Here is a 14,895-nt window from a genome sequence, read left to right as displayed (position 1 = left end):
GCAGGGGGAATGCGAGGCGTGCCACAACGGCCCCTGGTCAGCCGGTGCTAGTCGTCGAAGGCCCGGTATTTTTCCAGGGACACAATCCGTCCCTCATCCGCACTGCTCACCTGGCAGATCACGGACTCGCCGGGTGCCAGGTACGGGTCCTTGGCAGGCAGCCCGTCGGCCATGTCCACGGGCATGTGCCCCGCCAGCACGTCGAAGACCAGGGGCAGCACCGGCCGGTGGGTGCACACCGCCACGGGTTTGGCCTTGTCGAAGAGGCCTTCAATGGCGTTCCGGGCCTTGCCCGGCTTGCGCTTGGCACTGTGCTCGGTAAGCGCGTCAACCGTCTTGAACTTGGTGCCTTCCGCCTTCACATACGGGCGGACGGTCTGCACGCAGCGCACCCAGGGACTGGAAACCACGCGTTTGGGCCGCCAGGCCACCAGCAGCCGGGAGACCGCCATGGCCTGCCGCAGGCCCGTAGCTACCAGCGGACGTTCGCCTTCTGCCCGGGTCCACGCGGACCGGGGCTTGGCCTTGGCATGCCGGACAATGATCAGCGGCCAGGTCCTCAGGCGCTGCTCGTTCCAGGCCGCCGCCAGTTCCTTCAACGGCAGTCTGTCCGTGGGGTTGGTGAGTGCCTCGGCGGCTTCCTCCGGGGTGCACCAGCGTGTGCCGTCCACTTCCTTGCCGTCCGGGCGTGCCTTGTCCGAGTCCACGTGGGAAGCCCAGTAGTGCACCATCTTCATGCCCGAAGCCACCGGGTAGAGCGTGGAGGGCAGCGGAATGCCGAGGCTGATCCTCAGGCCCACTTCCTCACGGACCTCCCGCACGGCGCATTCCGGAGTGGTTTCGCCTTCATCGAGCTTGCCCTTGGGCCAGGACCAGTCGTCATACCGGGGACGGTGGATCATGAGGACCTGCAGCTTGCCCTCCCGTTCGCGCCAGCACAGGGCACCCGCAGCCACTACCTTGACAGGGGTGTCTTCCTGGACCGGAGCGGCGGCGGGGGACTGAATTGCTTCCATCAGCGACGAGCCACGGAGCGCTGGCGGGAACGGGACGCCAGCAGCCAGGACTGCACGTCCTGCAGCGGGTTGCCTTCCTCGTCCTTGTGGTGGCGGATCCAGGCGCCCTCCGGATCCAGATGCCAACTTGCCGTGCCGGGATCCATGTACCGGTCCATCAGGCCGATCAGGTCGGCGACGTCGTCGCGGGCCACCAGCTGGACCAGGGCCTCCACGCGGCGGTCCAGGTTGCGGTGCATCATGTCCGCCGATCCGATGAAGACCACCGGGTCACCGCCGTTGGCAAAGGCGAACACCCGGGAGTGCTCCAGGAAGCGGCCCAGCACCGAGCGGACGGTGATGTTCTCGCTCAGGCCGGGTACACCCGGACGGACCGAGCAGATTCCGCGGACAATGACGTCCACCCGGACGCCGGCCTGGGAAGCACGGTAGAGGGAGTCGATGATCGCCTCGTCCACCATGGAGTTGACCTTGATAATCACGCGTGCGCTGAGGCCGGCCTTCTTGTTCGCGATCTCGCGCTCAATCCGGTCAATCAGTCCGGACCGGACCGAGCGCGGAGCCACGAGCAGCCGCTTGAACGTGGACTTCGGCGCGTAGCCGGAGAGCTGGTTGAACAGCTTCGTCAGGTCTTCGCCCACCTGCTCATTGGCGGTCAGCAGGCCCAGGTCCTCGTAGTAGCGGGCGGTGCGCGGATGGTAGTTGCCCGTGCCGATATGGCAGTAGCGGCGCAGCCCGTCCACTTCCTGCCGGACCACCAGGGACAGCTTGCAGTGCGTCTTCAGGCCCACGATGCCGTAGACCACGTGCACACCGGCCTGCTCCAGCTTGCGTGCCCAGGAAATGTTGGCCTGTTCGTCGAACCGGGCCTTGATTTCCACCAGTGCCAGGACCTGCTTGCCGGCCTCGGCGGCGTCGATCAGGGCGTCAACGATGGGCGAATCGCCGGAGGTGCGGTACAGCGTCTGCTTGATGGCCTGCACCCGCGGATCGGCGGCCGCCTGCTCCAGGAATGCCTGGACGGAGGTCGAGAAGGAATCGTACGGATGGTGCAGGAGGATGTCCCGACGTCGCATGGCCGCGAACACGTTCGCCGGCTTCGAAGTCTCGGACTCCTTCAGGTGGCGGTTGGTGTGCGGCACCTGCTTCGGATAGTGCAGGTCCGGCCGGTCGATCCGACTGATCGGGGAAAGGCCGCGGAGGTCCAGCGGCGCGGGCAGGACATAGACCTCGTCCGCTTCCACGCCCAGCTCGCGTTCGAGCAGTTCCCGGATATTCGGGTTCATCTCCGGGGTAACTTCCAGGCGCACGGGCGGCCCGAAGCGGCGCCGCAGCAGTTCCTTTTCCAGGGCCTGCAGGAGGTTCTCGGCGTCGTCCTCTTCCACCTCGAGGTCTTCGTTGCGGGTCACGCGGAACGTGTAGTGCTCAATAACGTCCATGCCCGGGAAGAGCTGGTCCAGATGCTGGGCAATGATGTCTTCAAGCGCGATGAACCGGGCCGTGCGTCCGGCCACGTTGCCCGCGCGGGGCCCGTCCACGGAGATGAGGCGGGGGAGCTGGTCCGGAACCTTCACGCGTGCAAAGAATTCCTTGCCGCTGACCGGGTTGCGGACCACCACGGCCAGGTTCAGGGAGAGGCCGGAAATGTACGGGAAGGGGTGGGCCGGGTCCACGGCAAGGGGAGTCAGGATGGGGAAGACCTTCGAAGCGAACTGCTTGTGCAGGCTCGCCTTGGCGGCGTCGTCCAGTTCGTCCCAGCTGACCAGGTAGATCTGCTCTTCCGCCAGCGCCGGCCGGATCTGGCTGGCGAAGACGTCCGCATGGCGCTGCTGCAGCCGGTAGCCCGCCGCCACGATTTCCTCGAGCTGTTCAATCGGGCTCTGGCCTGCAGCGGAGGGAACCGCCAGTCCGGTGGCGATGCGGCGCTTAAGGCCGGCTACCCGGACCATGAAGAACTCGTCCAGGTTCGAGGCGAAGATGGACAGGAAGTTCACCCGTTCCAGCAGGTACAACTCAGGGTCTTCAGCGAGTTCCAGGACCCTGGCGTTAAAGTGCAGCCAGCTGATCTCCCGGTCCAGGAACCGTTCCGGCGTGATATCTCCGCTGGGAACAAGGGCAGGACCGAAGTCCGGGATGTCGATGCGGTCCTGGGTGGCCCGCGGTGCCGACATCGCCTCTGCGGACCCGAAGGTCGAGCGGGGCTCTGCGTCGGTATCGAAACTCATAGTGTCTCCCTGAGGTGCTGGCGGCGGATCAGGGCAGGCGTTACGGGCGGACCGCCTGGCCCTGCAAACAACATTACAAGCTGCGCACCCTATGCGGGTGCGTACATTACGTCCTGGTCCCAGCGGACGAAGCCGAGCCGGCGGTACAGGGCGACGGCGGCGGTGTTGTCGGCGTCGACGTACAGCATTACGGCGTCCAGTCCCGCAGCGTGCAGGTGCTGGATTCCGGCTACCGTCAGGGCTTTGCCGAGCCCCCGGCCCTGTGCCTCGGGGTTTACGCCGACCACATACACCTCGCCGATGGGCGGGTGGCCTCCGGTGCCGGGGTGGACCTTGGTCCAGTGGAATCCGAGGATCGTGCCTTCCTCGTCCACGGCCAGGAGGAATCCGGCCGGGTCAAACCAGTCCTCGTCCATGCGGGCCTGCAGATCGGCAAGGCTCATGGAGCCCTGCTCCGGGTGGTGGGCAAAGGCCGCGGCGTTGACGTCCAGCCAGGCCCGCTCATCATGGCCGGGTTCGAAGGGGCGCACCGATACCCCGGCGGGGAACTGCGTTTCGGGCAGCGAGGCGTTGGATCGGCTCAGTCGCATCTTCCACAGGTCACGGACGGGACGGTAGCCGAATCGGGCGGCCAGCTCCACGGCCGCCTCGTGGTTTCCGTGCGACCAGGCAGCGGGCCGGGGGTCGCCGTCGCCGGTGGACGGGCTGTTCCGCACCGCATCCTGGACCGCGGCGGCAAGGGCCGTGCCGACGCCCTGGTTACGGTAGTTCGGGTGTACCACCAGTTCCAGCACCCCCGGATCCTTCGGAGTTTCGGATACCAGGACGGCGACGCCGGCCAGCCATTGTCCGCTGCCGGTGTCGGAACCGGAGTCACTGGCATAGGTGGTGAAGACGGAGAGGGTGTCCGGATCGGCGTCGGGGGAGCGCAGGTCCACGAGCGTCTGCTCGGACAGCGGCGGGTTGCCGTCCGAGTCCTGCGCGGCGGACGCCAGTTGCAGGATGTCGGCGAGGGCGGCGGGCTCGGGCGTGCCGCGGGTCTCGACTACGGGCCAGGCTGTCTGCGGTTCTTCACTCATGCCGAAAGCCTAGCGCGGCTGGTGCCCCTGCGCAGGGCACCAGCCGCGGGAGCAGGGCTCAGGCGTCCTGGCTGGCGGCTGCCGTGGTTTCGGCCCGCGAGCGGGTGAACCGGTAACCGACGTTGCGCACAGTGCCGATCAGCGTCTCATGGTCCGGTCCCAGCTTGGCCCGCAGCCGCCGTACATGGACGTCGACGGTCCGGGTGCCGCCGTAGTAGTCGTAGCCCCACACCTCGTGGAGCAGTTGGTCGCGGGTGAACACGCGGCCGGGATGCTGCGCCAGGTACTTAAGGAGTTCGAACTCCTTATAGGTCAGGTTCAGGGCCGTGCCGTTCACGCGGGCGGTGTAGCTTGCCTCGTCAATGACGACGCCGGAGGCGCGGATCTCGGTGGAGGGAGCCTCGGCTGTTCCGGCGCCCCGGGCCGCTGCCAGGCGCAGCCGCGCTTCCAGCTCTGCCGGGCCCGCGGAATCGAGGATGACGTCGTCAGCCAGCCAGTTGGGGGCTACGGCAGCCATCCCGCCCTCCGTGAGGATCAGGATGAGCGGGGTGCCCAGGCCCGTGGCTTTCAGCAGCTGGGTCAGGGACCGCGCGCCAACAAGATCCCTGCGGGCATCCACCAGGATGACGTCACTGGGATCGGTGTCCAGAAGGGCCGTAGGTTCCGCCGGCACCACGTGGACCTTGTGGTTCAGGAGTTCCAGCGCAGGCAGGACGTTAACCGAGGAACCCGAGCTGTTGGTAAGAAGCAAAATGTGCGACATAGGTCCTCCGAATGTTGGGCGCACACCATCGGGCAGTTTCCTTCGCCGATCCGCTTGGCTTGAAGTGATCGAAAGTATACCCATCGAGCTAACGGGCCTGTCGTTTTTCTTCTGGACGCCGTAATAAGGCAGGATAACTAGGGTGAAACTTTGGAGCTTAGCGGTGCCGGCGGCGCTTGCCATTATCGGTATCGTGAGCGCTTCCTACCTGTCCGTGCCCGCGGTGGCCGTGATCAGCGGTCTGGCCGCCGTCCTCACAGGTGTCTGCTGGCCGCACCTGATAGGGGTGCCTGCCCGCAAGACACAGGGCGCAACCCTGGGCCTGGTCGGCGCCGGAGCAGTGGCGGCAGCGTACTTCGCGCCCGCCGCGGCCATGCTGACCTGGTTGCCGGCCGCCGTCGCCGTAGGCGTCGGAGCGGTCTTCCTGATCCAGCTGCTCCGCGGCACCGGGCAGGCGCACCGGCTCGAATCCATCGTCGGCATCATCTCAGGCGTGCTGGTTACCGCAATGGGCTCCGGCTGGGTGGCCGCTGACCGTCTGGCCGGCACCGACGGGAATTCCGCGCTCCTGAGCATGGCCGGCAGCGCCGCACTGGCGGCCCTTGCCGTGACGCTTATTCCGCTCCCGGACCGGATGGCCGCCCCGCTGGGCCTGCTCGCCGGCGGACTGACCGCAGCCCTGGTGGCCCTGGCTGTGGCCGGCGTTTCCTGGCCGGCAGCAGCGTTCAGCGGCGTGGTGATCGCCGCCGTCGTGATGGCGTTCCGCCGGCTGGCACTTTCCCGCAACGATGCTTCCAACGCTGCAGGACGACTGGCGCTCGGCCTGGCCCCGGTGGTTACACTCGGATCCGTCGTCTACTTCCTCGGACGGCTCCTGGGCTTCTGACCAGCTGCATTCCCTGACCGGTTGCGCGGGGCGGCGGCGTTCGACCCCTCAACGGGGTTTGGCCCGCAGGTCCCTGTCATGATCGAATGGCGGGAAGGAAACTGTTCCTCCCGCGCGTTAGGATGTAGCCATGGTTGCTCTCGAAATTTTCTTTATTGCCCTGCTGGGCATCACCGGCCTCGCGATGGCCGGATTCGCTGCACTGGTTATCTCCCGCCTGTACAAGGGTCAGAAGTAAGCACCGGCCAGAAGTAAACACCGGCTTCGCCTGCCGGCACCAGCCACCCGTTACATCGAAGGACAGGTTCCACCATGCCAATGGAGATCCCCACCGATCTGACCCCGGAACTGGTACCGCTGTCCTGGCTCCTCGGCACCTGGGAGGGCTCCGGACGGCTGGGCGAAGGCGAGGCTGATTCGGAGCACTTCACACAGAAGGTCACGTTCACCCAGAACGGTCTGCCGTACCTGCAGTACACCGCGGAAAGCTGGCTCACCGATGAGCAGGGCACCCGCCTGCGGCCGCTGGCCGTCGAGACCGGATTCTGGGCCCTCGACCGCCCCCTGAACGACGCCGACGGCGGTCCCGGCCTGGTTCCGGCGGATATCGTGCCGGCCCTCCGCAGCGCTGACGAGGTCGAGGAGCTGCGCAATGACGCCGGTGGTTTCGATATCACCGCCACCATCGTGCACCCCGGAGGCATCGCCGAGCTGTACTACGGGCAGATCAAGGGACCGCAGATCCAGTTGAGCACCGATGTGGTGATGCGCGGCGTGAATTCCAAGGAATACTCGGCAGCCACCCGGATCTACGGGCTGGTCAACGGCGACCTTTATTGGCGCTGGGACGTTGCTTCCGAGGGTGAGGCCCTGAAGGCCCATGCCTCGGCCATCCTGAACAAGACCTCCTAAATAAAACCGGCAAAGCCGGCCGGAGGAATAGGCCCGAGCCGCTAGGACGTTGCACCTGATATGACGTATTCCAGCCCCCTGCTTTCCCGCCACGGCGCCGTTGAAGCCGGCGGACTCGACGCCGGTACGGCCTCGCACTACGGCGATCCGCTCCGCGAACAGCGCGACCTTGCCCGCGGCAGCGCCGTCGTCGACCTTTCCTTCCGCGGCGTGGTCACCGTCTCCGGCCCCGACCGCCTCAGCTGGTTGAACACGCTGTCCTCCCAGCAGGTGGCGGATCTTCAGCCGGGCGTGAGCTCGGAGCTGCTGCTGCTCAGCGTGCAGGGGCGGATTGACTATGACGCGCGGATCATCGACGACGGCGCCACGTCCTGGCTGCTGGTCGAATCCGCTGAAGCGCCGGGCCTGACCGAGTGGCTGCAGCGGATGAAGTTCATGCTCCGGGTCGACATCGCGGACGTCACTGACCAGTGGGCCGTGGCCGGTGCAACGGTTGAGGTGCCGCAGTGGGAGCAGTACCTGCGCTGGACCGATCCCTGGCCGCACATTGGTGCCGGCGGGTTTGCCTACACCGCCGTGCCGGAAGATGCCCACCCCGGGCTTGAGCGGCCCTGGTACGAATACCTGATTCCACGGGCCGGGTTTGATGCCGCCATGGACGCCTCCGGGCGCACCCTGGCCGGCTCCATGGCTTCCGAGGCCCTGCGCATTGCCGCCTGGCGTCCGCGGCTGGGCGCGGAGACGGACGAGAAGACCATCCCGCACGAGCTGGACCTGATCCGCACCGCCGTGCACCTGGCAAAGGGCTGCTACAAAGGCCAGGAAACCGTGGCGCGGGTACACAACCTGGGGCACCCGCCCCGCCGGCTGGTGTTCCTGCAGCTGGACGGATCGCAGCACACCCTTCCGGCCGCCGGCAGCCCCGTAATGCTGGGGGAGCGGCAGGTCGGCACCCTGACCTCGGTCGGCGCCCACTATGAAATGGGCCCCGTGGGCCTGGCAGTGGTGAAGCGGTCCGTGGATCCGTCCGTACAGCTGGTGGTGAACGACGACGGCGAGCTCTACGCCGCCGCGCAGGAACCCATCGTGGCTCCGGACGCGGGCGCCGTGGTGGGACGCGCCTCCGGCTTCCTGAAGGCACCGCGGCGCTGACCGCAAGCTTCCTTTTGCGCAAAAATGACAGCCAGAACATCAATACCCCCAGGAGCGCCATGAGCACCCCCGAATCCCGTCCCCCGATTGACGATGACGTTATCGAGCTCGCAGGCATGGTCTTTGATGCCGCGCGTGCCGGCGACACCGAAGGGATCCGCCGCTACCTTGACGCCGGCGTGCCCGTGAACCTGACGAACGGCTCGGGAGACAACCTGCTGATGCTGGCCTCCTACCACGGCCACGCGGACCTGACCGCGCTGTTGGTGGAACGGGGAGCGGATGTCAACACGCAGAATGACCGCGGCCAGACACCGCTTGCCGGTGCGGCGTTCAAGGGATACGTGGAGATCTTCCGGATCCTGGCGGAAGCGGGTGCGGATCCCGACGCCGGGTCGCCCACCGGGCGGGACACCGCCGGGTTCTTCAAGCGGCAGGAAATGCTGGACCTGCTCGGTTAGTGCGCGTGCGCGGTGCCTAGGCGTTCAGGGCCACGGAGGTGCGGCTTCCGGCGGGGATGAAACCGGATCCCACTGCGGTCCTGGCGGCGCCTACGTTGTCCATCCGGGCCCGCCACTGCGGGATCAAGCCGCCTGCCATGGCGTCCTCAAGGGCCACCGAACTGATGTAGCTGCCCAGCCCGCGCAGCCGGTGGCCCGGGGCGGTCAGCACGCTCATGTCCGCCAGGATTCCGTCGGTGATGCTGTATCCCGCACCTGCCACGGGGCGCGGCTCGTCCTGGGAATCGTCCACCAGGACAAAGACTTCTTCCTTCTCCGCCAGACCGGCCTCCGCCACGTCGTCCGGAGGGCACAGCCGTTCGAGGACGACGGCGAGAGCCGGTTCGTTGCTCACGGCAAGCTCGTCGAGCGGAATGACGCTCGGGAAAACGTCAGCGAAAAACAGCTGCTCGGCGCCCAGGACCCGTCCGCCGTGTTCCATGGACATCTGGATGAGCCCTGAATTGCGGGTCAGCTGCGCAGCGCTTTGGGTCCGGGCGCGGTCGGCAGCCCATTCGGGGCCGCTGAAAACCTCGGCACCGAAAAGGCGCAGGAAGCATGCTGTGTCGGCCTGGTCCTGGACGCTGTAGATGCGTTCGCCGGTGTCCGTCTCCGCCAGGGCATTATCCGCCAGGCCCAGATGGCGGGACCAGGCCAGCTGGATGATCGCGATGGTCCCCGAGTCCAGATTCATGGTTTTCAACCTACACCGCGGCATGCACACGCATGCAAACGCCCTGCCGGAGCATACGGAATCCTCAGCAAATGCACAGGATCGCTGACGGAATCCGTACGCCGGCGGCAGGGCGCGGCCGACGACGGGCCCGGCGAACCCGGCCCCCCGGCCTAGCCGAACAGGATGGCGGCCTCGTCGTAGCGGTGCTCGGGGACCGTCTTGAGATTGCCGAGGGCCTTTTCGAAGCCCACGTGCACAATGTCCGTACCGTGCAGCGACACCATGGTTCCCCACAGGCTGTCCACCACCGAATCCACTGCCGCCATGCCCAGGCGGGTGGCAAGGACCCGGTCGTAGGCGGTCGGTACACCGCCGCGCTGGATGTGGCCAAGAACCGTGGCACGGGTTTCGATGCCGGTCCGCGCTTCGATTTCCGGCGCCAGCAGTTCCCCGATGCCGCCCAGCCGCGGGCGGCCGAAACTGTCGAGGCCCCGTTCCGAGTGCGGCATTTCCATATCGGTGGTGACGAAACCTTCGGCAACAACCACCAGCGGGGCGCGTCCGCGGTCGCGGGCATCACTGACCCACTGGGCGATCTGCTCGATGCTGACCGGGTGCTCGGGAATCAGGATGGCGTGGGCACCGGCGGCCATGCCGGAGTGCAGGGCGATCCAGCCCACGTGCCGGCCCATGACTTCGGCCACCATGCAGCGGTGGTGGGATTCGCCCGTGGTCCGCAGGCGGTCGCAGGCCTCGGTGGCAATTTCCACTGCGGTATCGAAGCCGAAGGTGTAATCGGTGGCATCAAGATCGTTATCCACGGTCTTGGGCACGCCGACGATTTTCAGGCCGGCGTCCGTGAGCCGCTGGGCCGCCGCGAGGGTGCCCTCACCGCCGATGGCGATAACGGCGTCGATCCCGAGGCGTTCCAGCGTGGCCTTGATCTTCTCCGGTCCGCCGTTTGGGCCGTCAAACGGGTTGGTGCGGGACGTCCCGAGGATCGTTCCGCCCTGCTTTGAGATGCCGCGGACGCGGGAGCGGGGCAGGTCTATGATGTCGCCGTCGACCACGCCGCGCCAGCCGTCACGGAAACCGACGAACTCGATGTCCTCGTATTCCTTGATGCCTTTGAGGACGGCACCGCGGATCACGGCGTTCAGCCCGGGGCAGTCCCCTCCGCTGGTGAGGATACCGATCTTCATGTCATTACCCCTGGATCTGCTGGCGGTGGTTAGGTCCTGGCTTTGATTCTAGCCAGCAGACCGGTGGAGGACTAAGCGCGGGGGCTCACGAGGCGCTGGAGGATGATGGTTCCGTCCGTCTTCGGCAGCAGCAGCCATGCCACGACGTACGTGCCCAGGCCTACAAACGGCAGCAGGAAACTGAGGAGGACGCCGATCCGGACCAGGGAAACATCCCACCCGTAGGTTGCCGCGATGCCGGCGCAGACTCCGCCGACCCAGCCTCTCTGCCTTTTGATGGGGGAGGAGCGCACGATGCTGAAGAACTTTTCCATGTACTAAGCCTTATCTGATGGTGTTGAAATAGGGAAATAGGGGTACCGGTCCGCCGAGACGGTGACCGGGATAAGCCTTCAGCGGGAGCGGGTCCGCTGAAGGCCGGAAAGGAACCCGCCCACCAGGAGGGCCAGACCCGCACCAAGGGTGAGGCAGAGAACCAGCAGGACAGGATCCACCGAAAGGTTCACGGTGTTCACCAGCAGCAGGAGGACGGCCAGGACGGTCAGGACCAGGCCCCACACCACCGTGCCTACCTGCAGTGCGCGGGGCGGGACCGCAGCCGGGTTGTCGTCGGTCTCCACCGCCGCTGCAGCGGAGCCGCGGGGCTCCACCTGGTCCGTTTCGGGACTGCCGGGACCCGGGTCCGCGGCTGGTGCCGACGGCATCTCCCGGTTCGGGGCTTCGTAGCTTTCGGGTCCGTACTGGCGTCCCAGATAATCCCTCTCGTTGTCCTGTTCCATGGCTAGAGGTCGCTTTCTTCAGTCGTGACGAGTACGTTGCCCGCGAGTCCGCGGACATCAATGGTGATCCGGTCTCCGTCGGCGCCGTCGTTGAGCGTGCGCTCGTCGGACGGCTGCCACAGCCCGCTGTATTCCTGCCGGTCCGACCCGTCGTTGACCTCGACATTTCCCGCAGCCATGCCGAACCTGATGGTTACCGGCGCGTCGTCGGGCACGAGGATGGCGAGGTTCCCTGCGGCGACGCTGGCCGGGACCTCGAAGTTCCCCGAAGTCTCGGTCTCGCGCAGGTCAACGGTGCCGTTGGCGGCGATCACGGTGTAGCCGCCGCCCGCCTGGGCAGCGTCCCGGGGCACCCAGTCCGCATTGCTGGCCACCAGGAGGTTGGCGTTGACCATGCTGCCCTGGGTCAGGAGGGAAGCGACGAGTGCTGCTACTGCCACCGCGCCGATCCCGCCGGAGTGCCTGCCAACCACGCCCAGGATCACGATGCCGAAGCCCAGGACGGCGGCCGCCGCTGCCAGGGCAACGGATACCGGTGCGCCAAGGGAAAGGAGGTTGAGGTAGTCCAGGGCGAGGACGGTCCCGCCTGCGAGCAGGGCGGCACCGAACAGGGCCGCGGCGAAGGACCCCGGGGCTCCCGGGACGTGCTTTGCCTTACCGGCGGATTCGGCGTTCCGCTTCGATTCGGCCGCCGGGGGCGGCACCGGTCCGGACGGAACGGCAAACCCGCCGAGCGGTGCGGCGGCAAAGGGAGCCGTGCCGCCGGCGGGTGGAGAGCCAACAGGCTCGGTGCCGGCGGCGTCCATGCCGGGTTTCGCAAGCGATACGGGCTTCCCGGGACGGGCTTCCGGCGCGCTGGCCCCGGTACCGGCAGGAGGAGCGAAGGCGACGGTGCTGTCCGGGTCCGCGGACGCATCCGCAGCGGTCCTCTGCCCGGAAAGGTGGAACCGGCCCTTGCCTGTGGAGAACCAGTAAACGGCGGCCACGCCCGCACCGATCCAGAACAGTGTCCAGACGACGGCGCCGAACCAGCTGTCCGCGCCGAGGAAGGAAGCACCGGGCCCGCCCATGCCGAGGATGGTGAAAATGAGTGCTCCGGTCATGCCGGATGCCCAGTCGCCGCGGATCGCCTCTTCGAGATGGATCCTGCCGTCCGGTTCCGGGAGCAGTGCCCAGGCGACGCCGTAAACCAGCAGTCCGATGCCAAAAGCGCCGAGGACTACGAACAGTCCGCGGACAAGCACGGGGTCCAGCCCGGTGCGCGCAGCGATCCCGGTCGCGACGCCGCCGAACCAGCGGTCACCGCCGCGCGGAAGGCCAAGGGAGCGGACCCAGTTAAAGAAACCGCTGTGGAATCCGCCGGATGACTGTGCGCCGGGTCCTCCCGCGGGGGTCGAACCGGTGCTCGTGGAACCGTTGCCTGCCGCGTGGCTGCCTGCAGGGGCCGGACGATGCTCAGCGGAAGGACGCGCTGCGGGGCGTTGGGCCCCGGGATCAGGGGATGGGGAAGGGTTCATGCCTCCAGTCTTCTCCGGCCGCAGCCATACTGCATCAGGGACTACCCTGACCCGCCCCTGAACGGCCCCTGAAGAAAAGGAATTATTGCCGTCAGGGCCGGTGCCCGGCGGCTTCCCCGTGTTTGGATAGGTCCATGAGAGAACCCTTGGTGCGTCCCCGCGAACGGATCATTGCCGGCGTCTGCGCCGGGCTGGCCGCGCACTTGGGCTGGCCCGTGAAGCTGACCCGGATCGTCATGGCCGTGCTGGTGCTTGGCGCTGGAAGCGGGTTCATCCTCTACGGATGGCTGTGGATCATGGTTCCGACCCAGGAGGAGCAGGAGAAGAAGGAACAGGTATCCGCCAACCCGCGCAGCATCGCCGAGAACTATGCGAGGCAGCTTCGCGAAGGGACCGTTCCCGCCCGGCAGCCGGGTAAAACCGGGCAGCGGGAGGTCGCGGCGGGCATTGCCCTGCTCCTGGTGGCAGCTGCCTTTATTGCCCAGCGGTTGGGCGCCGACCTGAACTGGGGCTTGTTTGTTCCGGTCGCCGCCATCGCCGGCGGTGCGGTGTTGGCCTGGACGCAGCTGGACGAGAGCCGGCGGGCGGGGCTGATGAACAGCGCCGGAGCCGACCGGGCCTCGGGCATGATCCGCCTGGCGGCGGGCCTGCTGCTGGTGGTCGCCGGCGTGCTGGTGGTGGTCTCGGGCGCAGTGAGCTGGGATGTCCTGATGTCGGGGCTGTTGGCCTCCGCTGCCGTGCTGGCCGGCGTGGCACTGGTGTTCACACCGTGGGCGATAAAGCACTGGCGGGACCTGGAAGCCGAGCGGTCCGGACGGATTCGGCAGACCGAGCGGGCCGAAATTGCGGCCCACCTGCACGATTCGGTCCTGCAGACCCTGGCCCTGATCCAGAAGCGCGCCGGCTCGGAGCAGGACGTCATCCGCCTCGCCCGCGCCCAGGAACGGGAGCTGAGGCAGTGGTTGTATTCCGACCGTGCCCGGGCCGAAGACCACCTCGTGGAATGCATGCGCCGGATTGCAGCAGAAATCGAGGACGCCTACGGCCACCCGATTGAGCTGGTGGCAGTCTCGGATGCCGCACTGGATGAGCGGACCGAAGCCTTGGCCTCCGCTACGCGGGCTGCCATGCTGAACGCCGCCCAGCATGCCGGCGGCACGGTTTCGGTCTATGTTGAATGCAGGCCGGAGCAGCTTGAAGTCTTCGTGCGGGACCGCGGCGCCGGATTCGACCTGGACGCTGTGCCTGCTGACCGGATCGGCGTGCGGGGATCCATCATCGGACGGATGCAGCGTGCAGGGGGCAGCGCGGCCATCCGCAGCACTGCCGACGGCACCGAGGTTCGGCTGGTGCTGCCGCTGCCGAAAGGCACGGAAAACGGTGCCCGTGACGACGCACCCGGCGCGGCGAACAGCACGGGCAACGGCAGCACGGGCAACGGCAGCACGGCCCATGCCGGTGCAACACAGAAGATTCCCTCGACGGACAACCGCGTATCGAGCAACGGAGCACAACCCCAATGACGGTCCACCCCTCGCCGCCGATCGACGTCGTCGTGGTTGATGACCATGCCATCTTCCGCTCCGGCCTCCGAGCGGACCTCGACGCCCGCATCAACGTGGTGGCCGAAGCGGACAGCGTCGAAACCGCGGTTGCCGCGATCACGGCCCGTCGTCCCGCCGTCGTCCTCCTCGATGTCCACCTGCCCGGCGGCAACGGCGGCGGAGGTGCCGAAGTGCTGGCGGGGTGCGCCGGGCTGCTCGGGGTGACCCGTTTCCTAGCGCTGAGCGTCTCCGATGCCGCCGAAGACGTGGTCACGGTCATCCGGGCCGGTGCGCGCGGCTACGTCACCAAGACCATTTCGGGTCCGGAGATTTCCGACGCCGTCCTGCGGGTGGCCGGCGGCGACGCGGTGTTCTCGCCGCGCCTGGCGGGATTCGTGCTGGACGCCTTCGGCACGGCGAGCGTGGCCGCAGTGGATGACGAACTGGACCGCCTCTCGGCCCGTGAGCTCGAGGTCATGCGGCTGATCGCCCGCGGCTACAGCTACAAGGAGGTGGCCCGCGAGCTGTTCATTTCCGTGAAGACGGTGGAAACCCACGTCTCCTCGGTGCTGCGCAAGCTCCAGCTGTCCTCACGCCACGAGCTCACCCGCTGGGCCGCGGACCGCCGCCTGCTCTAGCAGCCC

Annotated in this window: 15 protein-coding genes; 6 read left to right on the top strand and 9 right to left on the bottom strand. The window is 67.1% G+C overall.

The annotated features are described in order from the left end of the window. Positions 1-47 precede the first annotated feature (47 nt). The 4 genes from NNX34_RS02225 to NNX34_RS02210 form a co-directional block, all read right to left on the bottom strand. The gene (locus NNX34_RS02225) at positions 48-1,016 is read right to left on the bottom strand and encodes an NUDIX hydrolase (protein WP_255764914.1); all 969 of its coding nucleotides are present in this window, start codon (positions 1,014-1,016) and stop codon (positions 48-50) included. After that, positions 1,016-3,241, bottom strand: a complete 2,226-nt coding sequence (locus NNX34_RS02220) for an RNA degradosome polyphosphate kinase (RefSeq protein ID WP_255764913.1) — start codon at positions 3,239-3,241, stop codon at positions 1,016-1,018. The genes NNX34_RS02225 and NNX34_RS02220 overlap by 1 nt, the downstream gene beginning before the upstream one ends. Before the next feature lie 89 nt (positions 3,242-3,330). Beyond that, on the bottom strand, positions 3,331-4,320 hold the full coding sequence (gene mshD, locus NNX34_RS02215) for a mycothiol synthase (protein ID WP_255764912.1): 990 nt from the start codon (positions 4,318-4,320) through the stop codon (positions 3,331-3,333). A 58-nt stretch (positions 4,321-4,378) separates the two neighbouring features. Next, positions 4,379-5,083: a response regulator transcription factor gene (locus NNX34_RS02210; RefSeq protein ID WP_255764911.1), complete on the bottom strand. Its 705-nt coding sequence runs from the start codon at positions 5,081-5,083 to the stop codon at positions 4,379-4,381. A gap of 193 nt (positions 5,084-5,276) precedes the next feature. On the opposite strand from NNX34_RS02210, the gene NNX34_RS02205 reads away from it, so the two are divergent. From NNX34_RS02205 to NNX34_RS02190, 4 genes are all read left to right on the top strand, one after another. Beyond that, on the top strand, positions 5,277-5,969 hold the full coding sequence (locus tag NNX34_RS02205; RefSeq protein ID WP_255764909.1) for a hypothetical protein: 693 nt from the start codon (positions 5,277-5,279) through the stop codon (positions 5,967-5,969). Positions 5,970-6,281: 312 nt separating this feature from the next. Beyond that, a complete protein-coding gene (locus NNX34_RS02200; protein ID WP_227918809.1) occupies positions 6,282-6,881 on the top strand; it encodes an FABP family protein in 600 nt (199 codons plus the stop codon). 60 nt (positions 6,882-6,941) lie between these two features. Further along, on the top strand, positions 6,942-8,033 hold the full coding sequence (locus tag NNX34_RS02195; RefSeq protein ID WP_255764907.1) for a folate-binding protein YgfZ: 1,092 nt from the start codon (positions 6,942-6,944) through the stop codon (positions 8,031-8,033). A gap of 59 nt (positions 8,034-8,092) precedes the next feature. Then, positions 8,093-8,494: an ankyrin repeat domain-containing protein gene (locus NNX34_RS02190; RefSeq protein ID WP_255764906.1), complete on the top strand. Its 402-nt coding sequence runs from the start codon at positions 8,093-8,095 to the stop codon at positions 8,492-8,494. Between the two features lie 16 nt (positions 8,495-8,510). Here NNX34_RS02190 and NNX34_RS02185 read toward each other — a convergent pair whose 3' ends face one another. From NNX34_RS02185 to NNX34_RS02165, 5 genes are all read right to left on the bottom strand, one after another. Then, the gene (locus NNX34_RS02185; RefSeq protein WP_255764905.1) at positions 8,511-9,227 is read right to left on the bottom strand and encodes a GNAT family N-acetyltransferase; all 717 of its coding nucleotides are present in this window, start codon (positions 9,225-9,227) and stop codon (positions 8,511-8,513) included. A gap of 152 nt (positions 9,228-9,379) precedes the next feature. After that, the gene (locus NNX34_RS02180; protein ID WP_255764904.1) at positions 9,380-10,411 is read right to left on the bottom strand and encodes a 6-phosphofructokinase; all 1,032 of its coding nucleotides are present in this window, start codon (positions 10,409-10,411) and stop codon (positions 9,380-9,382) included. 71 nt (positions 10,412-10,482) lie between these two features. Next, positions 10,483-10,725 carry a PspC domain-containing protein gene (locus NNX34_RS02175; protein WP_227918799.1) on the bottom strand — a complete coding sequence of 81 codons (243 nt, stop codon included), beginning with the start codon at positions 10,723-10,725 and terminating at the stop codon, positions 10,483-10,485. A gap of 78 nt (positions 10,726-10,803) precedes the next feature. Next, a complete protein-coding gene (locus tag NNX34_RS02170) occupies positions 10,804-11,190 on the bottom strand; it encodes a hypothetical protein (protein ID WP_255764903.1) in 387 nt (128 codons plus the stop codon). A 2-nt stretch (positions 11,191-11,192) separates the two neighbouring features. Then, on the bottom strand, positions 11,193-12,707 hold the full coding sequence (locus tag NNX34_RS02165) for a PspC domain-containing protein (RefSeq protein WP_255764902.1): 1,515 nt from the start codon (positions 12,705-12,707) through the stop codon (positions 11,193-11,195). 134 nt (positions 12,708-12,841) lie between these two features. On the opposite strand from NNX34_RS02165, the gene NNX34_RS02160 reads away from it, so the two are divergent. Continuing rightward, a complete protein-coding gene (locus NNX34_RS02160) occupies positions 12,842-14,230 on the top strand; it encodes an ATP-binding protein (protein ID WP_255764901.1) in 1,389 nt (462 codons plus the stop codon). Then, on the top strand, positions 14,227-14,889 hold the full coding sequence (locus NNX34_RS02155) for a response regulator transcription factor (protein WP_255764900.1): 663 nt from the start codon (positions 14,227-14,229) through the stop codon (positions 14,887-14,889). Before NNX34_RS02160 ends, NNX34_RS02155 begins: the two co-directional genes overlap by 4 nt. Positions 14,890-14,895 lie beyond the last annotated feature (6 nt).

The sequence above is a fragment of the Arthrobacter sp. zg-Y1116 genome, from assembly GCF_024385485.1.
Taxonomy (GTDB): domain Bacteria; phylum Actinomycetota; class Actinomycetes; order Actinomycetales; family Micrococcaceae; genus Arthrobacter_B.
The sequence above is the reverse complement of the archived record's forward strand: the minus strand, read 5'-3'. Positions and strand labels throughout refer to the sequence as shown.